We start from the raw sequence: 23,419 nt of genomic DNA, 5'->3' as shown, positions 1-23,419 counted from the left end.
CAACAACGCGCGTCGAGAGCCAATCTTCAAGGCTAAACCTCACAATCACGCACCTGGCGCATGACAGCCCTCGTCGGCTCCGAACATCCAAGCTGGTCCCAGCCCGAGAAATGCCCGGACGATCAGGCCTCACACTATCCGAAACTGCGCGCGATCATTTCGGTACCCTGCGCGCGATCAAATCAGTACGGTGCCCACCATCATCTCGGACCCCGCAGACAACTAGGGAGCATCCGCTCCGCTGCTGCCCGTTTTCCGCGCTAAGGCTCGATCAGCGACCGCCGCGCCCACATGATGCAACCCGATCGCGTTGCAGAGGTAAGGCACGTTGCGTCGCGATTGGGGTGGGTCGTGGCTTACGCAGGCCGTTCACCGAAGATCTGTATGCGCTGATGGCAGGCTGGCCTGCGAGCTCGAACCGACAATACTAAGAGAAAAGGCTGTCTCCTGATCGTGCGTATCTACACGCTCGGTCCAGCGAGACGCTGTCACGATCATGCGTTGCGTTCCCAAGGACTCGACGTATGCGAAAATCATTCTCATCGACGATTCCGTGATTGCCACGGTCGAGCCCGCAAATCACGGAGGTGGCTATGTCCTTGTGCAGTGCCACCTGAATATTATCTCGTGATCGAGAAGATACGCGATGGTCTTCAGGTCGTCGACACCTTCATACTACCGACCCAGAGCATCGCGGTGATTAAACGCAAGCATGTGAAGTAGCCGCCTTCGGACGCAGGCCCCCCAAGATGGTGGGTATATCGATCCAAACGCATGGACTAAGATGAATTTCGAAAGAACAAAGCCGGTTGTCGAAAAAAAACTCCTTGAAGGCGTGTATGATGCGGGGGCTGCTTATCAGCATATCGACGCTCGAACACCCGACAAGCTCGTGATCGTGCAAGAAATCGGTCAGGCGGTGACGCCGCTCCTCGGGTACGATCATCGCCAGCCCTAATTACGAGTTGCATGACGTGCTGCCTTGAACAGCACAACAACATGCACGAGCACCGTCATGACCTCATCCCCTCCCGACGCGCGAAGCAAGCTCGTCATTGCTGCTCTGACCATCGCTGCGTTCGCTATTGGCCTGGACACGTTTGTGATCATTGGGGCGCTCGATCTAATCTCTCGCGATCTTGCAATCTCAACCGGCGCGGCGGGTTCGATCATCTCGATTTATGCGATCTGCTACGCGGTCTTCGCTCCGCTGAATGCCTGGATATTCAAGGCCATGAGCGGCCGCAATGTTCCGATTCTGTCTGTTTCAATCTTCATCATCGGTAACCTGATCTGCGCGATCGCTCCGAACTTCCTCACCCTTGCTGCAGGTCGCGTCATTGCGGCCTACGGTGCGGCGATGTTCACCCCGACGGCTACCGCGCTGGCCGCCGAGCTGCTGCCGCCAGGGCGCAAAGGGTTCGCGTTGTCTCTCATCTGTGGCGGCATGACTGTTTCGCAGGTTGCGGGCGTTCCAGCCACAAGCTGGATCGCAGATGCTATCGGCTGGCGCTTCTCATTCGGCTTCGTCGTCATTGCCGGGCTTCTCGCATTGGTAATCCTCGCCCCGATGATGTCCGCAATAGCTGCCAAGGCGCCGGAGCGCGGAAACGGCCCGATCTCGCGAGGCCTCTCAAAGAACATCTACGGCATCCTTTCGGTGACGCTATTCATCGTCGTTTCCGAGTTCATTGTTTACTCCTATGTGAGCGTCTTGATCATCGGTTCTCTGCTTGCCGGGGTGCCGCTGCTTTCGGCCGCGCTCTTCGCCTACGGTTTCGGAGCGGTGATCGGAAACGCTGCGTGCGGCGTGCTGACAGACCGTTTTGGCCCGTATAGAGTTCTCATCGCGGTTGCAGCCGCACAACTCATCCTGCTCGTAGGTTTGGTTGCATTCAGACAGCATGGTGCCCTCACCGTGCTCATCGCCTTCTTTTGGGGTAACGCGAGCTACATGTATCTCGTCCCGATCCAGCACCGGCTTCTCGGTCTGGCCGGAGATCGTTCGAAATTGGTGCTGGCAATGAACAGCTCGACCACGTTCGCGGGGATCGCCATTGGCGCTTTTCTCGGCGGCATCCTTGTTGAAACTGGCGGAGTCGCGTCTCTGGCCGTGGCATCGCTCCTGGTTGGTCTCATCGGCATCGGGCTGGCTGTTGCCTTCATGCGTGATGGAGCACCTGCAGAAGCCGCGACCGCAGGATGTCCGAGATGATATCCGTCAACGATCCTCGTTATCGCGATCCCAAATAGCGGCCGCTTGCGCATGTGCGACAGGGAGCACCAGTGCGCTGGCGTGAACCTCCCAGCGCGTTGGTGACAAGCGGACGTTCGGGGCCGTTCGTCGCCCGCTGCTAGGAGTATCTGGCCACGCTCAAACTGCGCTCGGGCTCGCAAGGCCTATAACTCTGACGGCGGTGATCGGTCGACGACCTCAGGAGATCAAGGCTGTCAATTGGTTTGCGAGACAGCCTCCTCCTCATGGCTGCAAGAAAGATAGCCAAAAGGCTAACGCCCGGCATGCCGTGGCGAGGAATCGCCGGACAGTTGCGAGAACACGCTTTGCAAAGCAGTTTCCTGAGCCGGATTAACCCACCCGGAGATCCTCAGCTGACATCTTGCCCGAACGCCCCGCCTTGAGCTGGTAACTTACCCGTGCCCCCTCTTCGAGGGTGGTATAACCGGCCTTTTCGACGGCACTGATGTGTACGAAGACATCGGAGCTACCGTCCTCAGGCCTGATGAACCCATACCCCTTAGTCGGATTGAACCACTTCACAATACCCATTGCCACGGCGGCATCTCCATATTGAACAGTTCTGATCTAGCGAAGAGTCTCCCGGCCATCAATACCTGCGGCAAGAGACGCTACGCTGGTCACGTGCTCTTTTTTTATCGCGTGGTTTTAGCTGCCGGCGCATTGTGCAAACCACAGAAGCACCGTGACATCAACGACACCTCTCTTTAAGGCTGCCGATCCGGATGACGTTTGATCATTGCCTCACTCGTGGGCGCACACTGCTTACAGAAGCGTTGCAGAGCCTCGAATAAGCAGCGCTCATCCAGAGCCGAGCTGATGCGAACGGGATTGACGGTCGTTGAACAGGGCGACCGTGAACTCCTCCGCGCATCCTGAAAGATTATCAATCCGCGCCAAGCCTGCATGAGCTACGTGACATGCTCTTTCAAGCACGAAGACACGTCCAAAATGCTACGCTTTAGCTGTTCGCGATGGGCTGTTATCCGCATCGGCCATGTCGGACGAACAGGGGCCTGGCGAGACAATCCTAAAGGAAGCCCACCTGGCAACTCCCTTCCAGCTCGCCATCTTGTACTAGGGACGCCAGGAAATCCGCTCGCCAGCGCTGGAGGCTGTTCAGACCGGCAATTTGGGCAACTGACGAGCATCATCGAGCCTTCCACCGGGTCATCAGCTCTCTCGGCCTGCATTCCATAAATTTGGCTCAGAAGCATGAGGAGCCGAGATAGCCGATGGTCTCTGGTTATTGGCTTCGATCAGCCCGTCCCTAAAATTACTCAGAACAAAGCCGTCTGGATGCATAGGTGTATTCAAGGGCCAGTTGACGCGCATATTCCATGAGATTGGCCGCGGCGCTGTGTCCCCCGTCGATGTTCTCGTAGTAGAAGTATGGCTGGCCCAGCGCGGCGAGCTTCGCGGCAGCTTTGCGTCCGTGCGCTGGATGCACGCGGTCGTCCTTGGTGGAGGTCAGAATTAAGGGAGCTGGATAGGTCTTACCCGCCACCAGCTTTTGATAAGGAGAGTAGCAGTCGACCCACGCACGCTGCTCGGCAATGGCAGGGTTACCGTACTCGCCGATCCAGGAGGCGCCCGCGCCCAGCTTGGTATATCGAAGGTCCAGCTTGGTATATCGAAGCATGTCGAACAGCGGCACCTGGATAATCGCCGCGTTGTAGAGCTCGGGACGTTGGGTGATTGCCGCGCCAACGAGCAGGCCGCCCTGGCTGCCTCCAATGACTCCAAGCCGGCGTGGACTCGTGATCTTGCGGCGGATCAGGTCCTCGGCAACGGCAATGAAATCATCCCATGTCCTCTGCTTCGTTGCCCCCTTGGCCGCTTGATGCCATTGTGGACCGAACTCGCCGCCCCCGCGCAGGTTCGCAACGACATAGGCATTGCCTTGTTCGAGCCAGAGCCGTCCCACTGGCCCCAGATAAGAGGGCAGAAGCGAAACCTGGAAACCGCCATAACCATAGAGAAGCGTCGGGATCGTGCCGTCAAATCTTGCGTTCCTCGGCCGCACCAGAAAATAGGGAATTGACGTGCCATCACGCGAAGTGGCTTCGAGCTGCTCCACGACATGGTTCGACGCATCGAAAGGCAGAGGGTGTCTTCTTCAATTCATCAGGGCTTTCGCTTTCGGCATCAAAATACCAGACCGAGGTTGGCCTGAGATAGCTCGAGACAGCGAACATGGCCTGGTCCGCTTCATCGGAGGCGGCTATCAGGCTGACATTTGTATGTTCCGGCAGCGCGATCGGGGTCGCCGACCAAGCTCCATGATCGTACTTATAAACAAACGCTTTGCTCTGAACGTTCTCAAGGATCGTCAGAATTAACAGATTCTTTGTGCCGGTTAACTCGCTCAGGGCCTGGCGGGGTCCAGGTTGAAAGACCAGCGAGGCTCTGGCGCGGAGCGGATCCTGTTTCCATTCGGCAAGGTCATACGAAATCAGCGATCCGGCGGCAAAGTTAATATCGCCTGATGACGTCCAGTCTTCATCAAGCCTTACAAGCAGGCGACCACCCACCAGCCCGATCATTGCGGCCTTCTTCGGCAGATTGAGCTTGACGGGCCCATCGGGGCGGAAGACTACATGCTCGGATTCGAAAGAGCTGATCGCGCGGACCGCGCAGGTCGCATGAATGTGACCTTCGCTGTCACGAAGCACGAAGCCGGACGCCTTAACGTCGGTGGGCTCGCCACGAAAGATCTCACGCGCCTCACTGAGCGGCTGAGCCCGTTTGAGCTCCTTCACCACAAAGGGGTAGCCGGCTTGCGTCAAAGTCCCCTCACCCCAGTCCCGTGCAACAAGGAGCGTGTCATGATCGACCCAGCTGACGTGCTGCTTGCCCTCGGGGAGATAAAAGCCGTCCGCAACGAAGGTCTTGGTGTCGCAGTCGAACTCTCGAACGGACGCAGCATCCTTGCCGCCATCGGAAAGACTTATCAGGCAGAGGCGCTCTTCAGGCGGAAGGTAGCTGCCACCATGAAAGATCCAATTTCTGTTCTCGGCGACCGCCAAGGCGTCAACGTCGAGGATGGTCTCCCACTTTGGATCTTGGCTACGATAGTGCTCGAGCGTGGTGCGCCGCCAGACCCCGCGCACCTGGTTCTCGTCTTGCCAGAAGTTCTCCAAACCGCGCCGTCCCAATGAAACATACGGGATCCGATCCTTGGATTGCAGGATGGAAAGCGCCTGTTCATAGAACTGACCATAGCGAGGATCTGACTGGAGCACCCCGAGCGTCTTCTCGTTCTCGGCGCGAGCCCAAGCAAGCGCGCCTGGGCCTTCGATCTCCTCGAGCCAAAGGAATGGGTCGTCAGTGACCGCCGCATCCGTTCGCTCCGGTGGTAGCGCCGTAGACGCGGCGGTAGCCATCGAAGGCATCGCAGCGGAGAAAGATGGTGGCCTATTCACGGACTTCTCCCGATAAGTTCGGCAGTCGACGCTGGCTGGCACTGGCGCCTAAAGCAGACGCGACGGAAAGCGAGCAAGCGCATGACATAGCGCAACTTGCGCTGTCGCGGGCTGTTCATTGCAAGCTGCGTGCCGCTAGGAGCCGCAAGCTTCAGCCGTTCGCGGTCGCATGACCATGTCCGGTTGCCGACATTGTTGCCAAGCGGACAGCGCAGCGTGTCGGCGGACCGCCTGTCAGGCGCGCTAGCATTTTCCATCTCAGTGGCGACGACCTGAGATGGAGCGAATCGTACATCCGCATCTGAGTTCCTCTTCGCTGGCGCCACCGGCAGACTTTTCGGCGGGGCATCACAACAAAGACAAGCCCCATTGATCAGCGGCCAGATGGACATGATCCTAAGGTTGATATGCAAGGAGCGATTTCCGTGCGGTCAGCCGAAACGAGCTTCTTCCTCGCGAACCGCGCGAAGTCCACGCCGGTAAGCCGGCTCCTTGACTGATTGCAGAGAGGATTGCGGTCGAGACGAAAGAAAGTAGCAAGAGACAAGATACCATCGACGTTGCAACACATCTTGAGATCGAGCCTACAATCAACAAGGGGTGCAAGTACCAGATCAGGTTCCTGCCTGCCACAAGATGACCAGAGGAAGCTGGGTCACAGCAACTCGTTAAGAGAGCGGCGGTCCCGCTTAAGCGATGCTGATTGACCTGGCAGGGAAACCGACGCATGAGCCATCTCTTCTCATCGAGAGCCGTACGACACAAACGAGATCAAGGGCGAGAGATTTTCGATCAAGAATGCCCATTGCTGCCGTATCATCGGGGCCGGCTCGATGGGACGACGGACACGCGAGTTCAGGCGGGGCGACCAACGAAGAACGAACTGCGGTCGCAAGGGCAGAGAGCAATACAGGCCTTGCAATGACGGTCGATCTTTCAAAACACTGAAAGAAGAGCTGACCAACGGCAATCTTCTAGCTAGCGAGCGTGCGCCAATGGCTAGCAGGAACGCCGCGAGCGAACCTCTCGCGGCTGTTATCGAGCTGGCGGGACGAAGTAGACCCAAGGGTTCGCCTCTCAGCAGCAAGACAACGGCAGCCGCGCGCTCGCAAGCGGGCGGGTAGCTGGCCGACCTCAATCAATTAGCTAGCCAACCTCAATCAGGATGCCGCTTCGGCATGAACCGATCACGGGGGGATGGCTCTTTGCGTCTCGGCTTCGCTTTGGTTCACATCTTTGTGGAAAACGAAAAATATCGCCCTCATCCGAAAGTTCGGCTTTGAACTTCGCTCCTGCCTTTCCGCAGAATGCCGACGACAAGCCTCCTCATTCCCAGATTGATTAGATCCGATCAAATTGGGCCTTTGTCACGGAAGATCTCCTCGTATTCTTCACCCCGAGGGTTTCCTGCGCAGAGTGGCCTCGTCGCGACGAAATTCGTCTCAAACTGGAGGTGATCTTGCAGTACGACCGGATAGATGCCCGCATTCTCGAGATCGTACAAAAGAATAACCGTCTGACTTCAGATGTGATTGGTGAGATGGTTGGGCTTTCTCCTACCGCGTGCCAACGACGGTTGAAGAGGCTGCGCTCGGAGGGCATCATCCAGGCCGACGTGTCGATTGTATCGCCAAGGGCGGTTGGACGACCTATTCAAGTGCTTGCGCTGGTGACCTTGGAGCGAGAAAGCGCTGAGATCATTGATAGGTTCAAAAAAGCCATGAGATCATCTATCGACGTCGTCAACGGCTTTTACGTTACAGGCGATGCCGACTTCGTCCTGTACATTACGGCGCGGTCCATGGAGGATTACGAGGAGTTCACGCGACGCTTCTTCTACGAAAAACGCGACATCAAAGGCTTCAAGAGTATGGTCGTACTGGATCGCGTGAAGGTCGGATTTGCTGTTCCGGTTGAGCTTCCCTCAGATGATTGATTGCACCGATGCGGGTGAGCGTGCTCGGACCCGCTGTCGAGGTGTTGACCTGAGCGTTTGTGCTGCCACATGAACAGCGAGTCGGTTAAACTAATGAATTGCTCGACGAGGCGACGAATGAACGAGTCTCTGCTGACTTAGGAACGAGACGATCGGCGGTCTCTGAAACAGGATCGAGTCGCTCGGCGCAACGCGTTGAAATCACAGGAGACGCAGACCTCTCCGTGAGACCCTAAATGCGGTAGCTCGGCTATGTGACCAAGCAGCCGGTGCTAACAGCCCCGCCGAGCATGCAGCCGTGAGATTATCCAGTCACCGGCTGCACCGCTGGCAGCACGGGATCCAGTTCCTCCTGCTCCAGTATCTTGGCGCCGTCTTCGGCCAGGTATGTCGCCAGCGAAGCGATAGCGGAGTCAGGAGGGCAGCGAGCAGGGGCGGACTTCTTGGAAGGCACCTGCCCCAAGCGCTCGGCAATTTCGACGCTCATGAGATGAGGAAGGATTGGTCGTCCGACGGCGCGCTCGATCGTGTGGAATATCCAGGTGCCGTCCGGATCGATATCCGACCAGTGGAAGAACGGGGTCTGTTCGGACACCATGCCCGAGATCGTGCGCAGGGCCTGTTGGGTGGCGAGCGAGGGATATCCGCCAACATACAACGTCGTTCCCAGCCGACCGGGGTCAGCCTCGGCGATGTGCCTGTTGAAGCTCGCGAAGTTTTCGATCGTCAGAATGTAGGCCGGCGGCTCACGGAAACGGACACGATCCGTCTCCTTGGGCGGGATTCCTAGATAAAGAGTAGCCGCTCTGGAGAGGTCGACTCCTTGAAAGTCGATCTTGCCCGCGATCAGCAGCGGAGGCGCAAAGCGTTCCAGTCCGATTGCCCGTAGTGCCTCGCGGGGCCGCGCGCCCGGAGGAAACTCCACGATGCCGCTCAGCAGCCGGACCACGACGCCCTCAAGGCGTTCCAGTGTCTTGCTGTGCTTCACCGTCCGTCGCGAGAACGTCTTGTAGTCGACGTCGAGATGTTTGTTGTCCAGGATCGCTTGGGCGAGATCGAACGCCTGACGCAGCGCGTGGACATCGGACGAAGCGAACCCGTGCCACGTCTTTCCCCGCCCCCACGCCTCGGCGATCTGAGAGGCGCCTGCCTTCAAGGAATCGTGCAGCGTCGATCCGGCAACAAGCCGCGCGAGGGCGTCCTCGGCGATCTGCGGCGCCGGGGTGCGGCCGAGATATCGGTACAGGACTTCCGCCGAGGCCAGCCGCACGTGTGCGACCTGGTCCCGCTTGGCGCCGCGGCCCCAGCCCAAGGAGACCGAGGAGACAGCTTCGGCTTCCCTGATCTGTTTCAAGAAAGCGTCGGCGGCGACGACGGACGGGAAAGCCGCATAGTCCGGGTGCGCGATGGGACTCGCGGCACCCGCTTCGAAGCGATCGAGAAGGTCGCCGAGCAATTCTTTCGCATCTGTGAACCGGCGCGGCATGATTACTCGGCAGCAAGCCGCGCGGCGAGATCCTGGTCGGACATGAGGTCAGGATCGATCGCCATGAGTTCGCGTTTGGCCTTTTCCTTCAGCGAAACCACGGTCGCCCTCGACTGCTCGCCGATCCGATCGACTTCAACGATCGTGTCCATGTGCTCCAGCACAGCCACCCGCTTTTCGAACGGCGCCGCGATCACGAACTGCAGGCCGAGCTTCTTGTAGAACGCCATCATCTGGCGTTGATTTCGGCCATCCATCTTGGAGAACGCCTCGTCGAACATCGCGAGCGCGAAGCCGGACGGTTTGCCGGCGCGCCGCTCGGCACTGCCGTAGACTGCGGCGAGCGAAGCCCCGATGGCGACGTAGATCGGCACCTGCTGCTCGGCGCCGGAGCCGGTCCCACGACGTTGCTCCCAACGCGTCGCGCGACCGGTCGCCACGTCCTCCATGTGGATCTCGAAGGTGTAGAAATTCCGGTAATCCTCAAACTGGGTGAAGTCCTTCTCGGGATCCTCGAGCAAAGCTTCAAGCGCCTTGATCGTGTCTTTGTGCGGGAAGTCGTCGGGCACGTCGCCCCGAAAGAGCATGTCCAGCGCCTCCGGAGAGGTCTTGCCGATCTCGATGATCTTGAGGATCGGTTGGAATTCCACGACCTGAGTGCGATGGAACGAATAGCGCTCGTTGTGGAAGGGATGGGTCTGGAGGCTACGGTTGAGCGACTGCAGGTCCCGTTCCATCTTTCCGATCCGGGATGTCAGCGCATTGATGAATTCTCCGCGGAGTAGCGTCGAAGCCTTCTCGGCGGCCTCGCGCGCCTGACGTTCGTACCTGCGTAGCTCGTTGGACTCGATGTCTTCGATCAACTGCTCCATCCAGGGCTTTACCTCCTTGAGGGGTTCGCTTTCGATGCCGACTTGGGAGCTCGTGCCGAATCCTTCGAAGTATCCGTCCAGGAATTCCCGCACCTGGCGCTCGATGCGTTTGCGATCCACATCCGACGCCTCCACATCCTTCAGCGCCTTCTCGGCGATCGAACGATGCTTCTCTGCTTCGCTCTTCTGCGCGCGCCCATCGAGGCGAGACCGGTACGCCGCGCGCCCTTTGCTCGCGGCATAGAGCGGCTGGCTCTTGAGGAAGATCGAGCGGGCGACCCTCAAGTTGAGCTCGGAGCCGGGCACATTCTCGCCGTCGCCGAGCTTGCCCTCGATCAGCCGCACCTCACCGTTGTGCTTGTTGAAAGCCTTCTGCTGCGTTTCCCGCTCGATGCGGCGGCGCTCCTTCAGGTCGAGCTGTGCCTTCTTCTTTGCGCGAAGCCCGCCATCGCCGGCGCCGTCCAGCGCCGACAGTCTTGCCTGCGCATCGATCTTCTCGGCCTGCGCGGCGGAGAAGGCTACCGCGCAGTCTCTCAGACCGGCTCTCCCCTCGGCGCAAAGGGATTTCAGGGCCACGAATGCGCCATCGGCCGCCTCAGCCTCCCTCGCCTTCTGCGCGAGGGCGTCCTCAAGCGCATCCGCTTGGTCCTGCAGCGCTCTCAGCGCGTTCGCCTGGGCCACTTTGCCGATCTTGTGCTGCGAGGGATCGATCGAACGGTGGGTCCGCACCAGGCCGTCATCGTAGAGGCCGTCCTTCATGATGGCCCTGCCCGGCTTGTTGAACTGTTCGAGCGTATCGGCCAGACGCACGGAGCCGTAGCGCCGCATGATGAACGACAACGCGTCAGGATCATCCGTACGGAAGATCGACGGAAACGTTCCGCGATCCGGCTTGGCCCTGAACTGCTCCAGCTTGTTTAGGCTGACCAGCGAGGTGTGCCGAAACTCGCGGCGTCCCTCCTTGAAGATCGAGGTCGCCGCACCGATGTCCGGCCTGTCGACGAACACCGCATCCCTGTCGCGGCCGAGGAGTGCCTCGGCGGCTCCCGCCCATTCAGGATCCGCGACCTCGATCAGTTCGCAGAGCACCCGCGGCGCCATGCCCTTTTGGCGGAGCCTAAGGCACAGCCGTTCGGTATCCGGTTCAAGGTGTGCGCGCGCACCTCCGCAGTCGTGCTGTCGGATGCGTTCGAGCAGTTCGCCGCGCTGCGAGCGCAGCCGAGACGCTTCGGCCATGATCGCCTGCCTCGCCTCGTCGACCTTGGCCGACCATGCCTGAGCGGACGACACGAACGCCTGCTCGGCCGCCGAGAGCTCGTCGGACACGGCGCCGATTTCCGCAGCTTTGATTTCGCCGACGAGCCTCTCGACGACTGGAATGAACGCGTCGAATCCGGAGCCGTACATCGCAAGCAGCGGACGAAGCCGCCGGATGCTTTCAACCCGGCTCCTGAACTCGGAGAGGGCACGCTGCGCGGCCTGCTCGGCCACCGCGGCGGTTTGCGACAGTTCCTTCCGGCCCGTCTTGGCGTCATGTTCGGCAATTGCCGTCGTGAGACGATCGATCTCATTGTCGATGGCCTTGACGTCCTCGTCGATGTCGGCGAGCTCAGCGCTCGCGGCAGCGCGCTGCGCCGACTCATCGCGCAGCCTGATCCTCAGATCGCGATTAGTGGCTCTAGCCGCAAGCCAGTTGGCGCGCTTGGAGATCCACTCCTCGCGGAATCTGGTCTCCAGCGTCTCTTCGAGACTCGCCAGGATCACCCGCAGCGCCTTCAGCGCGTCGAGCTTCTCCCGCATCTTGCGGATCGTCTCGCTGATATTCCGGTAGGTCTGGATGGACTCGCGCAGCTCCTTAATGCCGATGCGGCTATCTTCGAGGATGTAGTCCCGGACGAACTGGGTGGCGGTCTGATTGTGGTCCAGCGTCATCGCGTTCACGATCGACTTCTGTAAAGCGCTGGCGTTCTGCTCGCCCCAGGGCGCATGCGGCACCAGATGGCGCATGTATTCGCGCACGTAGTCTCCAGCCCGGTCCCGGTGATTGACGAAGTTCACCTCGCCGACCGCCGACACGATACGCGCACGCACGTCTTCCCACTGCGCCGGGAACTGCTGCGCGCCCTTGCACTCGATGAAGTCTTTCGCGGTCAAGACCGCACCGACGGCGACGAAGAGCGCGAGCACGGTCTCCTTGCTGTCGGATTTACGCGCCTCGAGAGCCATGCCGATCGTGACCGGAGGCCGGTCCCCGTCGGTATCCTCGAATCCGAGCGAGATGTAGGTTCGAGCCTCGTCCCGGCGGCGCTGGTCCTCGCCGAGCGTACCGAGGCAATAGTCGACGACGCTGCGCTTAGACCCGCTGCGGGACTTTCCGCTGTCGCCGGCGACTGCGTTCAGACGCAGGAAGCGCCGGTTGCCGCCGGTCAGAACGACCTGGGCCATGTCCAGGATGGTCGACTTGCCAGACCGGTTTTCGCCGAGCACGCCGATGTGGCCGGCGACTGCGATGTCGGCGACGTCAAACAAGTGCCAGTTCACCATGGCAAGGTGCCGCAATTCCATCATGCCCGATCTCCGGCGTCCCGCGGATAGCGGACCTCCTCGCTGCGGACATAACGTTCCAGCCGCAGCAGGGCATCGCCACCGCTGATCAGCTTGATCATGGGCCGGATACGGACCTCGCAGTCCTGCTGCTCGTTGTCGAAGTCGCCGATCTCGACCAGGCTGCGTTGTGCTGCCTCCTTGAGAATGTCGCGGAAACGCAGACTCGAGATGGCGCTGCCGCCGTTGGGCTGCACTATCTCCCGATAGCGGTCGAACAGGTCATTAAGAGTGGCGACCACGACCGCACGGTCTTCCATCGCGCCTGCGTTGATCTCCTGCTGCCAGTAGGCGGCGAGGACGAGCATCACGATTGTTTCGTCCAATTTCATCCGCGGCAGCGGCACGTCTTCGTCCACGGCAACGATGCCCGCCCACTGCGCCTCCGGATCGCGGTGAACGCGGTATCCGCAAGTATCGAAGAAGCCGTCGATGGCGTCGCGGAAGCGCCCATCCATGATCGAATTGTAGACGATGCCGGTCCGGGAGTCGCCCGCGAACACGAATTGTCGGCGCAGCAGGAAATGGAGCGCCTTGCGTAGGTCGGCCGCCTTGTCGGCGCCGGCCGAGCGCTCGATGTTGTCGAATTCGCTAAGCATGCGCCGCTCCCTTGCCAAAACCGCTGCCAAGACCGCTGCCAAGACCGCGACGACGGATCACGAAATTCGCGCATCGCAGCCATTCGCTGTCGTGCGGCGGCGTGTCGGGCGATGGTTCGAGTTCGAAGTTTCCGGCGATCTGCGGCGGCACTTCGCCCGTCAGGGCGTACCGGCGAGCGCAGTCGAACGCGAGGAAGTCGTCGACGGTCCCGATTTCGAAGAAGCGCGCCTCCTTCGTTCCGAACGGCGGGACCTGCCCCTCGAGAAACGTTCGGACGTCCTCCGGCCGCGGCGCGATGCGCGCGATGTATTCGAGCCGGAGTTGCTTCCTCAGTTCATAAAGCGGATCCGAAGGCGGCGCCGAAAGCTCCCTCGCTTCAACTGGCCGGCGCGGCTGGCGGCTCGGTGCCTGGTGGTGTTCCGACCAGGGAGAACGAAGCGGTTCGACGTTCCACTCGACGGTAGCGCGCTCATGACGTCCGTCTCGCAACAGAGCGTCGAGACGACGGACGAGCTCGCCGGCGCGGCCCACCAGACCTTGTGCGCCGCGCTCCGCGTACTTGATGGTATTGCGGACGCGGGCCTCCAATTGCCGCCGGAAGGTCTCGATCCGATCGAACATCTCACCGATCTGTTCGAAGATGTTCTCGATGGCCAGCAGGTCGTCGGCCGCCGCCGTGTGGCCGTCTTCCACGTCGGACGCCATGCTGGCGGCGACGTACTCCTCGGCCAGCACCTGCATGGTGGCCGGCGTGTAGGAAATTCTGCGCGCGAGGTCGACGATGGCGTCGCGGAACCGGTAAGGATGATTGACGGTCAGGATGGACTCGAAGTCCTTGAGCAAGAGCTGGTCGACGAACTCCTCGAAGAAGGCCTCAAGCCGGCTGCCGATGGTCTTCGATTCCATCACCGTTTGCCGGATGCGCTTGAGGTCGGCGAGAATGGCGCGCAAGCTCTTGGTGAATTGGTCTGCTTGGTTGCGAGCCTCTCGGACTGCGAGCGCGGCTTCACGCTGTTTGCGGTCGGTGACCTCGGGCGTAAGCTTCTCAACCGCTTCGAGATTAAGGCGTATCTGGACGATCAGCCCCCCGAAGCGCTGCGACAGATCTTTGTTGAGGCTCGCCAACCGCTGGATGACCAGAAGAGGTCCCATCGCCATGTCCACGGTGACGCGCAGGCCATATTCCTCCTCCTCGAGCCAGCCCCAGGCGAGAAGCCGGGCATAGAGCTGCCGTGCCAAGCCAAGCGCCTTTTCGCCCTTCTCGGAGGTGAGCGCGACATCGGCCTTGCGAATGCGGCGGCGCCCGGCCGAAATCATTTCCGGCAGGTTGCCGAAATCATCAGTCTCGCTCCACAACGTGGGATTGGCACGCATGACGTCGTAGATGGCGTGCACCACCTGCTGCGGGGTCGGGAATGCCGGCGCGCCCGAAAAGAAGCGCTCGTGAACATCGAGCAGACACGCCGCGTACAGGTGCTTGTGGTCGCGCGAAAAAGCCAGAAAGGCGTCGTCGTGCAGATGGCGGAACAAGGTCAATGAACGCTCCCTGGACCGACTTCATCCCTCGGGGTGCCCCCAAACTCATGATGTGCCGGACAGTTTGGCTGAGAATGGACGTCAATAGTACAACCAAAAGAATGGTTCTTAGTATGTTCTGATATAGCTTTCGGTGCGAGTGGTGTCGAGGCTCCAAAGTCGCATCGGGCGCTTGGCCCCCAGGGAGAATCGGAACAATTAACCTGCAAGTTATTGAACTTATTTCTGTTACCAGATAGCCGAACGGGCCGAGGCTTTCCAACGTACCAAGATTGACTATCGCGCGCGTCGCGAGCTGGCAGCGAAGTTGAGGCGGGCCAGCTACCCTGCCCCTCCCCACATGGAAGGTCTTGTCGTCAGCGAACTCGCGCGCGCGAAACTCTTCCGGCTTCGTGCCACGCTCGTCGGTTCGATGGCCTATCAGACATACAGCGGCGTCCTCGGCGTCAGGCTGCCGGACGAACTCGTGACCACCGAGGATATGGACATCGCGAAATTCTACGGCATCTCGATCTCGATCGATGAAAGCATGCCAGACATCGAACAGATCCTGAAAAAGCTAGATCCGACATTCGCGTCATCGTTCTCCTTCGATGCATCCAAGCCGTTCAGCGGTTTTGCCAATGCAACCGGCTCTAAGGTCGAATTCCTTACGCCAAACCGTGGTGATGAGGACTATTCCTCATTAACGCAGCTGCCTTCATTGAGGCCGTCCGTGGGGGCGCAGGAGTTGCAGTACCTGGATTACTGATTCTGTCTTGCACAACTCTGGCGTGTCGGTTCTTGTGACAGCGCCAGAGCGCTACGCCATCCAAAACTTGATCATCGCCATCAAACGGAACGCCTTTTTTGCGGAGAAGGCCAAGAAGGACATTAATCAGGCTGGCGCACTCATTCAAGCACTCGAGGCTGTCAAGCGTAGCGGCGACCTGGGGTTTGCGTGGATGGAAGCATGGGAACGCGGAGCCAGATGGCGACGACGGCTCGGCGTTGGCATTATGCGTCACGGCGGCCGGATATTGCCGATCACCAGATGGTCGACAGCACGAGATTCTCCAAGATTTCGACTACGGGCTCCAGCACGAAATCCCCGATTCCCACAAATGGCTGGATCTCACACCACCCGACGCCCCCCTGTTCGGTTTTTTTCGGCTCGTTCCGAAACACGACCGACCTTCTCGCGAGCCGCGGCTCGGAAGACGGGGCATCTCGTCCGCGCGCCCGCGTTCATCTTTCGGGGAGATAGAGCGCTGCCATGCCCGTAGATCTGCCGGCCGAGCATTTTCAACAAATGCCCCATTCAGCGTGCCGGCATCCGAAAGCAGCAGGACGTAGCGAAGGTCGGGTGGAAGGAAAATTGACGGTACTGGGTCAGTTTGATTGTGACAGCAGCTGCTCGCGATGGCGCAGGATTTCCCGCGCCTCAAATGATTCGATCATTTCCACCAAGTCGATCATCTTCCACGCCCGATCTGTGACGCCAGCGGCAATGGCGGGCGTCATCTTGTGTGTCGAATGAACGCGCACAAAATTGTAGTGCATCGCGTGAAGTGCGATGGCGCACGCGTGGTTTTCGATCTTCTTTGAGGAGCCGTTGGTCAGGCGAGTGAAGCGGCGCATGCTCATTGGCATAGTGAGGTTGGCCCTCTCCACATAGGAAGTGCTGATGTGCTTCATGTCGGGGTTGCCGATGATCGGGTTTTTTTCAATACCGATACAGACGGCGGGGCTGTAGCGCCGTTCCGGCGATTTCCCCGGCTCTTGGCCGTATTTTTTGACGAGGATCGAATAGTCGATGTCGTTGCCGAACGCATTCACGACGGCTTGCAGGTAGGCCTTGTGGCCGTCGCTGGTTAGCTGGATGCGGTTTGCCAACCTACCCTTCAAATCGTCAATAAACTCGCGAGCTGCACCATAACTGCGGTCCGATACGTAGAAGCCCGCCAGCAGCTTGGTTTCGGCATCTATGGCCGTCCACGCCCAAACGTCGCCAGCGTCCGCTGGGGCGGACTTCGCCTTCGGCACGTTCATGTGCTTGGCGTAGACGAAGCTCCAGATTTCATCGACCTGGACGAGCTTGCACGGCAGGTTGCGCAGAACCCGATCCTGATAGGCGGCGCTGGCGCGACCTGCGTCTACCAGCAGCTTAGCAATGGTGTTCTTGCTTGCCCCAGTTACCCGTGAGATCGCGCGAATTGCCATGCCCTCGCAAAGCAACTGCAAAATCTTCGCCCGATCGTCTTTGTTCAACTTATTCATACTGACCCTTATGCGTGAGAATGGGTCAGGCCATCAACACAAATTTGCAGTTTCCCGTTCCGTTCCTAACACGCCGCTAGGAACTGGTTGACCATCCGCTAGATTCGTGTGACAAGAAAAACGCCGCAGTCTCGGCAGACTGCGGCGTTTGTCCTCAACCCGGCTGGTAGGCCAAAGAGAGCGGAGGTTGCGTTAGAAGATGGCGGTCAAAAAAGCAGAGGGGGCGGTTGCCCCTAATGTCCGCTCGGAACGAGCCATCCCCGTTCGCTCATTCCGTATAGCATAGCCTCCCGGGGAGGACAATAAAAATGTCAACGGAATCAAAGGATTTCGATCCATACGCTATTGTCTTGGCTGATCTCAAGGCTAAGCGGGATCAAATTGACCAAGCTATTCAAGCCATTGAGTCGGTCCGCGCCGGAGGTTCTCAGGCTGCCGCCAAGGTCGGTCCACAGCGCCCGCAGGAGGCCGTTATCGGCGATGGTGCATTCCACGGAATGTCGATCTCCGAGGCCACCAAGAAGCTCTTGGGCATCCGCAAGAAGAAGATGACAAACACGGAAATCCTAGCGGAGCTGAAGGCCGGGGGGATGGTCCTAACGTCTGTCGATCCATTGAACACCGTGGGGGCTGTCCTGACCCGCCGGTTCAAGGAGGTTGGGGATATTGTTCGCGTAGAGCGCGGAACTTGGGGGCTCAAGGAATGGCACCCCGGCCGCACGTGGAAGAAGGACAAGGATTCCAAGTCTGAGCCGGCTAAAGGTGACTTCTCGGAATCTATTATCGTCGATCCGCCCAACGTGCTCGACTAGCCTTAAGCGCAGAGGCTTTTCGCTCGGCAGCGCTCATTTTGGCAGCCCGAGCCTTCCCGCCCGCTAAACCACCCTTACGGCCCCGCTCAACCGCAGCGGGGTCTTTTTCATTTTGGGTTTCTGGACCGTTATCGGGCGCTTCGCCAGTCGCAGTATCGATAATCGACTTGGCGAGTTGGTTGGGGTCACGTGGGCGTTTCGGCTGATCCATGAAGCACTTATATCTTGTTTCGGCCCCTTTTTGAATAGTTTATCTTCGGAACCATTCGAACCGTGTTGACGTTGTGTGTACGAATGCAATATAAGGTGCCTAGAGAGACAGTTAGGAGTAACCGCAATGGAAGCAGCAGTACTAGAGCGCCCTGCGGCGCGAGTAAGGTCGCGCCGCATCCGGAGCGAAACCAATATCCACATTCGCGCTACCGCACAGGTAAAGCATCTGATCGATACCGCCGCTGTGGCTGTCGGCAAGACGCTTAGCGAATTCATGCTGGATAGCGCGCGGCAACATGCCATCGATGTGCTTTTGGACCAAAGGTTATTTGTCCTTGATCCAGAGAAGCACGACGCCTTCTTGAACGCGCTTGATAACCCGCCTCCGGCCGGGACCAAGTTGAAGGCACTGATGAAGCGTAAGCCGCTTTGGCAGAAGTAATCGAACATCCGGGGAAGCGTGCGGGAATAACCTCCCCCACGCTTCTCAAGCCAACGCATGACTTCAGCCGCTTTGATTGCGGTAATGAAGCCCTGACCGATTGGCTGAAGAATCGTGCCCTCGACAGCGAGGGTAAGACTGCTCGCACCTATGTTGTTTGCGAGGGCAATTCGGTCGTAGGCTATTACTGCATCGCCTCTGGGAGTGTTGAGAGGGCTGCAATTCCCAAGCCTCCCATGAAAAGGCACGGCCTCCCAAACCCTGTACCTGTAGCCATAATTGGCCGCTTGGCGCGAGACCTTACCTACAAGGGTAAGGGGCTTGGCCAAGACCTGCTTCAACATGCCCTCCACCAAATCGTTCACGCATCTGAAACGATCGGCATTCGCGCCATCCTGGTGCACGCGATCGATGAGAAGGCTGCCGCTTTTTGGAAAGAAGCGGAATTCATAGAAAGTCCGATTGGGTCCCGAACGTTTTTCCTCCCTATCGAAACGGCAATCGACGCGCTCTAACGCGTCACAATCAAACTGACCCAGTACCAAATTGACGTTCCTCGCAATTGGATGGCCGCTTCACAGCTCAAGCCCGCGGTCCCGAAGCACTTGGCGCATCACAGGGCCTTTGATCTCGCGGGCGATCTCCTCGCCGATCTGGGCGCCGAATTGCGCCTCGGCATCGCTATCTCCGGTTAGCTGATAGTCGGCGAGCCGTTGCTGAAGGCGGCTCGGAAACTCCTCGTCCATCGCCTGCCTGAGCCGGCCCTCCATCTGTGCATGAGCTTGTGGGGCGATCCGCCTCACCACCATCTCCCAGGGTTGCCAGCGAGTTGCCAGATAGTCGGCGAACCCCGCCGCCTCCTCATTGCGCACCTGGATCTCGGCTGCGGTGAGGTCGTCTTCATTGACGTGGGCGACATCAAAGAATCGCATGTCCGGAGCGATGAGCTGCAGGTCCAGCCGCTCACGCAGCTTGACCTGATAGGCAAGATAGACCTCGATCTCATCGACAAACCCGAGCGAGTCGACCTTCTGACGGGCGATTGGCTCGAGCGCATTCAGGCGGAACAGGACCCGCGCCTGCTGTATGAGTTCGCCAAGCCGATCGTCATAGACTCCGTCCTCGACATCAGCGTTCAGACGTGCGGTCTGCATGCCGTTCCAGGTGAGGGTGACGCGATCCTGGCAGGTCTCGCTCGCCCCGTAGGCCAACTCAAAAAACTGCCGCCGCAATTCCGGCCTGATCGCCGCCTGCCGTAGATCCTCGGCCACCGCCTCTCGGAATTCGGGATTGTCATAGTTCACAGTCTTCTGCAGCTTGTCGAGGAAGAGCGCGTATTCCGGGGCACCCTCTTCGTGGGCGAAGTTCTGCCAGGCAGCGATCACCTCCGGCTCGTCCTTCAACCAGTCCGCGACTGCATCGGCGAGCGGCCGTTCCTGGTCCACTAGCGTTCCTACATCCATTGAAAAGAAGACCCGCGGCCCGACATAGCTCGGCGCATTCAGGGCTGCCGCCAAATTCGTCCGCACCTGCTCGGGCAGCGCATTATCCTCCACATAAACCATGCACCCAGAACCTAGCCGGGTTAGCAGGGTCTCCGGCAGGCTGGTCAACCGATTGTTGCGTGCCTCGAGCATCTGGAGCTCGGCCGGGAGGTTCTCGGGCAAGCTCGACAGGCTGTTGCCGCTGATGTGGAGTCTCTGAAGCTCACTCGGGAGGGTCTCGGGCAGGCTGTTCAGGAGGTTATCGCGGGCGAAGAGCAACAGGAGCTCGGGCGGGAGAGTGTCGGGCAGGCTGGTCAGCCGGTTGCCGTCGGCTTCGAGTTCTTTGAGCTCGGGCGGGAGAGTGTGGGGTAGACTGGTCAACCGGTTGCTACCGAGGGCAAGCGACTGAAGTCCGGTCGGTAGGGTGTCGGGCAGGCGGGTCAACAGGTTGCCGCGGACATCGAGGTCCTGGAGCCCGGCCGGCAGGTTGTCTGGCAGGCTGGTCAGCCGATTGTTGCAGACGGCGAGTCTCGAAAGGCTCTCCGGAAGCGTTTCGGGCAGCCCGGTCAGCTGGTTGCTGCCGATGGCGAGAGACTGGAGCCCGGGCGGGAGGGTGTCGGGCAGGTCGGTTAACCGGTTGTTGCTGGCGCCAAGCGTCCGGAGTCCGGATGGGAGGGTGTCAGGCAGGCGCACCAGCTTGTTGCCGCTGACGTTGAGCGACTGGAGCCCGGGCGGAAGGGCGGCGGGCAGTGTCGTTAGGCCCAGATCATGCAGCTCCAGCCCTGCATAGACGTCGCCGGCGTCTGTCCAGGCTTTAATTCGTCCTACGGCCTCTTGGCGGTTTTCGTCTTCCGTCTGCCCCTCCTCGCCGGCCCAGGTGTCCAAGATGGGGTCGAGCCGCGATTGCCTGATGAGGGGATCTTCAAGGTCCGTCGTACTGCCATCGTCCGGCCGGGGCTGTCGGCCGAGGATTGATGCTCCGAAATTGTGGTGCCAAGGAATTGCCGGGGTCGTTGGCCACACAGGCACCACATCACCGGGCTCCGCCCACCAATGCTCCTCCTGATCGAAACTTTGCGTCGGCCAATCCGCAGCTGCATCCACGCCGTGCCAACTATCCGTCAGACTGAAACTGTCGGCTGGGAACTGGCCAACCCGATCCGCCGCCGGAAAAAGCAGATCTTGATTGCCCCCTTGGCGAGAGAAGACGGGCGAATCCGAGGGCAATTGCGAGGTGCCTTGTCCGACGCGATCCTCGTGCGGCATTCTCCAAAAATCCGCATCTTTGTCCGACACAGCGTTGCGGTCGCCAAGGCTATTTGAATTGGTGGGCGGGCGCTCGTGCGGATGCAACTCGTTCAGGTGCTGCTGAAAGCCCGCTTGGTACTCCTGCTGCTGTTCGAGCTCGTCCTCGTTCGCCCGCTCGACATCTGGGGCCTCGAACGGGTGGACGCGCTTGAACGGATCCATCCGATTCTCCTGACCAATCTGAGCAGCTAACGTCGGACCTGGATAAACACGCTCTCGCTACGACGCTTAGCTTTCAAGAAGCTGACGAGGAATCAGAATGATTGTAACCGCCCCTGTAAGGTCTCCGTGGGAGGCTTAGCGCTCCGCCCGTACCGCAGTTCGACATGCCGAGCGCGGACCATGTCGGCGTTTCGAGAAGCTGATTTCTGAGCCTCTCAAGAACGTCCGCGCTTGTGGGCGCGGGAAAATTCATGCTGCAAGCATCGCAATGTCGGTTAATCTGGTCCACTGAACGTAAGATCATATGTCAGCCGCTGCGTGGTCCATATCTTCCGACACCGCCTTGCTAGCGACCTTCTCCGGTCCGGCGCGACTTTGTCACAGAGCGGCAAATTGCCCCGAAGCGAGAGCCATGACCTAAGCGGCATCTTTGACGAAGGTAGAAATTCAAGACTCGCACTTTGACCCTGCTGGGGCTGGTACGCTTCCAATGACCACTGCGCGATTCGCAATGCGAGCGGGCCAAGCATTTCTAGACAAGGATTTGGCAAGAGTTTGGAGACAACGACCAACATGAGGCGCGGCGGCTTGCCGAGTTTGTCTCCTTAATGGCTCGGCACGCATCATGGCCTTGCGATCAACCGCCGTTTGCAGCTTCGCGCGCCAGTTACGAATTACGTGCTGGGAGCAGACATCTTGCGATTTGCGCGCCGCGCCAAGCTACATAAGCACCTTGCGGAAGACCGGTAGTTACTGGGTGAAATCCTAGTCGTCGTCTTCGAGCAGCGCCTTGAGTGCGATGATCGTATCCTTGTGCGGAACATCGTCGGGCACGTCCCCCCGGCCTTGAGAGCAGATGTGCAGCCACGTCTTCCGGCGTTGAAGCAGCGGGCTCGGCTTTGTCTCGACATGCGTCTATTCCTAGGGCGATGGGGCTGCCGCGCCTTCCGGCGCTGGCTCCGCTTGCTTTAGGCGCTCTAGCTGTGGTCTTTCAGGAGGTTGTCCATTCGGCCCTGACCGGGAACTCTGAAGTCGCCAAACCACAGCGATTCGCGGAGAACCGAATGGACACCCACAAGAATGCTCCCCTGACACCGAAAGGTCGAGAGGCGATGGTTCGTTCCGTCGTGGATTTCGGCCTGTCCAAAGCAGCCGCGGCGCGCCAGTTCAATACGACGCCGAAAACGGTTGCCAAATGGGTCGGCCGTTTCCGCATGGAAGGCGTTGATGGCTTGCGCGACCGCTCGTCACGACCTCATTCACTGCCGAGCCAAACAGAGCCTTGCCACATGCACCGCTGTTGAGGTCTTGCGGCGCCAGCGCCACACCGGCAAGCAGATCGCGGTCGAACTCAAGATATCGACGGCCACTGTGAGCCGCATTCTGCGTCGTTTGGGGCTGAACCGGATACGCGACCTGGAGCCGGCCGAGCCGGTGCGCCGCTATGAGCGCGAAACGCCGGGCGAGATGATCCACATCGACATCAAAAAGCTCGGCCGCTTCGACAAGATCGGCCACCGCATCACCGGCGATCGCACCGGTCAGAGCAACAACCGAGGGGGTCGGCTGGGAATTCGTCCACGTCTGCATTGACGATCACTCCCGCGTCGCCTTCTCCCAGATCTTGCCCGATGAAAAAGCCGAGAGCGCCGTAGCCTTCCTCAAAGCGGCCATTGATTATTACAAAGGCCTCGGCGTCACCGTCACCCGGGTCATGACCGATAACGGCAGTTGTTACAAAGCCTTCGACTTCCGCGACGCCTGCCAGGAGCTCGGCCTCAAGCACAAGCGAACCAGGCCTTATACGCCCAAAACCAATGGCAAGGCCGAACGCTTCATCCAGACCGCGCTCAGGGAGTGGGCCTATGCGCAAGCCTATCCCACCTCCGACCGCCGCGCCGAGGAGTTGCCCCGTTGGCTCCATCGATACAACTGGCATCGCCCCCACGGCGGGATAAGATCTCAAACGCCGATCAGCAGGCTCGGTCTAACCGAGGACAACCTCTTGAGACTCCACATCTAG

General features: G+C 59.6%; 17 protein-coding genes and 1 pseudogene. 9 read left to right on the top strand and 9 right to left on the bottom strand.

Translation table 11 applies throughout. The features are described 5' to 3' along the window. Nucleotides 1-784: 784 nt before the first annotated feature. Nucleotides 785-958, top strand: coding sequence for a hypothetical protein (locus tag XF30_RS38040; RefSeq protein WP_158284352.1), 174 nt, complete (start codon nucleotides 785-787; stop codon nucleotides 956-958). A gap of 57 nt (nucleotides 959-1,015) precedes the next feature. Further along, nucleotides 1,016-2,215: an MFS transporter gene (locus XF30_RS11405; RefSeq protein WP_109142742.1), complete on the top strand. Its 1,200-nt coding sequence runs from the start codon at nucleotides 1,016-1,018 to the stop codon at nucleotides 2,213-2,215. Between the two features lie 372 nt (nucleotides 2,216-2,587). Here XF30_RS11405 and XF30_RS11400 read toward each other — a convergent pair whose 3' ends face one another. From XF30_RS11400 to XF30_RS39215, 3 genes are all read right to left on the bottom strand, one after another. Next, nucleotides 2,588-2,794 (bottom strand): cold-shock protein, encoded by a 207-nt coding sequence (locus tag XF30_RS11400; protein WP_204524498.1) that lies wholly within the window; start codon nucleotides 2,792-2,794, stop codon nucleotides 2,588-2,590. A gap of 739 nt (nucleotides 2,795-3,533) precedes the next feature. Beyond that, nucleotides 3,534-4,337, bottom strand: coding sequence for a prolyl oligopeptidase family serine peptidase (locus XF30_RS39220; protein WP_244608922.1), 804 nt, complete (start codon nucleotides 4,335-4,337; stop codon nucleotides 3,534-3,536). Further along, entirely contained in the window at nucleotides 4,309-5,643 is a 1,335-nt protein-coding gene (locus XF30_RS39215) for a prolyl oligopeptidase family protein (RefSeq protein WP_244608921.1), read from the bottom strand. The genes XF30_RS39220 and XF30_RS39215 overlap by 29 nt, the downstream gene beginning before the upstream one ends. Nucleotides 5,644-7,141: 1,498 nt before the next feature. On the opposite strand from XF30_RS39215, the gene XF30_RS11390 reads away from it, so the two are divergent. Continuing rightward, on the top strand, nucleotides 7,142-7,618 hold the full coding sequence (locus XF30_RS11390; RefSeq protein ID WP_109145668.1) for an Lrp/AsnC family transcriptional regulator: 477 nt from the start codon (nucleotides 7,142-7,144) through the stop codon (nucleotides 7,616-7,618). A gap of 304 nt (nucleotides 7,619-7,922) precedes the next feature. Here the strand turns inward: XF30_RS11390 and XF30_RS11385 are convergent, their stop codons facing one another. The 4 genes from XF30_RS11385 to XF30_RS11370 are packed head-to-tail and all read right to left on the bottom strand — an operon-like array spanning nucleotide 7,923 to nucleotide 14,710. Beyond that, nucleotides 7,923-9,104 (bottom strand): Wadjet anti-phage system protein JetD domain-containing protein, encoded by a 1,182-nt coding sequence (locus XF30_RS11385; protein ID WP_109142740.1) that lies wholly within the window; start codon nucleotides 9,102-9,104, stop codon nucleotides 7,923-7,925. 2 nt (nucleotides 9,105-9,106) lie between these two features. After that, nucleotides 9,107-12,544: an SbcC/MukB-like Walker B domain-containing protein gene (locus tag XF30_RS11380; protein ID WP_109142739.1), complete on the bottom strand. Its 3,438-nt coding sequence runs from the start codon at nucleotides 12,542-12,544 to the stop codon at nucleotides 9,107-9,109. Continuing rightward, nucleotides 12,541-13,209, bottom strand: a complete 669-nt coding sequence (locus XF30_RS11375) for a DUF4194 domain-containing protein (RefSeq protein ID WP_244608920.1) — start codon at nucleotides 13,207-13,209, stop codon at nucleotides 12,541-12,543. Before XF30_RS11375 ends, XF30_RS11380 begins: the two co-directional genes overlap by 4 nt. Continuing rightward, complete coding sequence (locus XF30_RS11370; RefSeq protein WP_244608919.1) at nucleotides 13,172-14,710, bottom strand: Wadjet anti-phage system protein JetA family protein; 1,539 nt, start codon at nucleotides 14,708-14,710, stop codon at nucleotides 13,172-13,174. The genes XF30_RS11375 and XF30_RS11370 overlap by 38 nt, the downstream gene beginning before the upstream one ends. Nucleotides 14,711-15,056: 346 nt before the next feature. Between XF30_RS11370 and XF30_RS39785 the strand changes: the two genes are divergently transcribed. Beyond that, the gene (locus tag XF30_RS39785; protein WP_109142736.1) at nucleotides 15,057-15,467 is read left to right on the top strand and encodes a GSU2403 family nucleotidyltransferase fold protein; all 411 of its coding nucleotides are present in this window, start codon (nucleotides 15,057-15,059) and stop codon (nucleotides 15,465-15,467) included. A 7-nt stretch (nucleotides 15,468-15,474) separates the two neighbouring features. Then, nucleotides 15,475-15,981 (top strand): GSU2403 family nucleotidyltransferase fold protein, encoded by a 507-nt coding sequence (locus XF30_RS40090; protein ID WP_158284351.1) that lies wholly within the window; start codon nucleotides 15,475-15,477, stop codon nucleotides 15,979-15,981. 106 nt (nucleotides 15,982-16,087) lie between these two features. On the opposite strand, the gene XF30_RS11355 is transcribed toward XF30_RS40090, so the two are convergent. Beyond that, the gene (locus XF30_RS11355; RefSeq protein WP_109142734.1) at nucleotides 16,088-16,975 is read right to left on the bottom strand and encodes an IS1 family transposase; all 888 of its coding nucleotides are present in this window, start codon (nucleotides 16,973-16,975) and stop codon (nucleotides 16,088-16,090) included. A 308-nt stretch (nucleotides 16,976-17,283) separates the two neighbouring features. Here XF30_RS11355 and XF30_RS11350 point away from each other — a divergent pair, with 308 nt between their 5' ends. From XF30_RS11350 to XF30_RS11335, 3 genes are all read left to right on the top strand, one after another. Next, nucleotides 17,284-17,787 carry a winged helix-turn-helix domain-containing protein gene (locus XF30_RS11350; RefSeq protein WP_109142733.1) on the top strand — a complete coding sequence of 168 codons (504 nt, stop codon included), beginning with the start codon at nucleotides 17,284-17,286 and terminating at the stop codon, nucleotides 17,785-17,787. 337 nt (nucleotides 17,788-18,124) lie between these two features. Continuing rightward, nucleotides 18,125-18,442: a type II toxin-antitoxin system TacA family antitoxin gene (locus XF30_RS11340; RefSeq protein ID WP_109142731.1), complete on the top strand. Its 318-nt coding sequence runs from the start codon at nucleotides 18,125-18,127 to the stop codon at nucleotides 18,440-18,442. Next, nucleotides 18,430-18,957, top strand: coding sequence for a GNAT family N-acetyltransferase (locus XF30_RS11335; protein ID WP_109142730.1), 528 nt, complete (start codon nucleotides 18,430-18,432; stop codon nucleotides 18,955-18,957). Before XF30_RS11340 ends, XF30_RS11335 begins: the two co-directional genes overlap by 13 nt. A 60-nt stretch (nucleotides 18,958-19,017) precedes the next feature. Here XF30_RS11335 and XF30_RS11330 read toward each other — a convergent pair whose 3' ends face one another. Continuing rightward, entirely contained in the window at nucleotides 19,018-21,396 is a 2,379-nt protein-coding gene (locus tag XF30_RS11330; protein WP_109142729.1) for an NEL-type E3 ubiquitin ligase domain-containing protein, read from the bottom strand. A gap of 1,064 nt (nucleotides 21,397-22,460) precedes the next feature. Between XF30_RS11330 and XF30_RS11325 the strand changes: the two are divergent. Next, nucleotides 22,461-23,419, top strand: a pseudogene (locus XF30_RS11325) (IS481 family transposase).

The sequence above is a fragment of the Bradyrhizobium sp. SUTN9-2 genome (assembly GCF_003122645.1).
Classification (GTDB): Bacteria; Pseudomonadota; Alphaproteobacteria; order Rhizobiales; family Xanthobacteraceae; genus Bradyrhizobium; species Bradyrhizobium yuanmingense.
The sequence above is the reverse complement of the archived record's forward strand: the minus strand, read 5'-3'. Positions and strand labels throughout refer to the sequence as shown.

Coding starts and splice junctions, on each gene's coding strand:
- XF30_RS11355 (WP_109142734.1), bottom strand. CDS start 16,975: ATGAATAAGTTGAACAAAGACGATCGGGCGAAGATTTTGCAGTTGCTT.
- XF30_RS39785 (WP_109142736.1), top strand. CDS start 15,057: ATGGAAGGTCTTGTCGTCAGCGAACTCGCGCGCGCGAAACTCTTCCGG.
- XF30_RS39215 (WP_244608921.1), bottom strand. CDS start 5,643: ATGGCTACCGCCGCGTCTACGGCGCTACCACCGGAGCGAACGGATGCG.
- XF30_RS11330 (WP_109142729.1), bottom strand. CDS start 21,396: ATGGATCCGTTCAAGCGCGTCCACCCGTTCGAGGCCCCAGATGTCGAG.
- XF30_RS11405 (WP_109142742.1), top strand. CDS start 1,016: ATGACCTCATCCCCTCCCGACGCGCGAAGCAAGCTCGTCATTGCTGCT.
- XF30_RS11340 (WP_109142731.1), top strand. CDS start 18,125: ATGGAAGCAGCAGTACTAGAGCGCCCTGCGGCGCGAGTAAGGTCGCGC.
- XF30_RS11380 (WP_109142739.1), bottom strand. CDS start 12,544: ATGATGGAATTGCGGCACCTTGCCATGGTGAACTGGCACTTGTTTGAC.
- XF30_RS11350 (WP_109142733.1), top strand. CDS start 17,284: ATGTCAACGGAATCAAAGGATTTCGATCCATACGCTATTGTCTTGGCT.
- XF30_RS11385 (WP_109142740.1), bottom strand. CDS start 9,104: ATGCCGCGCCGGTTCACAGATGCGAAAGAATTGCTCGGCGACCTTCTC.
- XF30_RS38040 (WP_158284352.1), top strand. CDS start 785: ATGAATTTCGAAAGAACAAAGCCGGTTGTCGAAAAAAAACTCCTTGAA.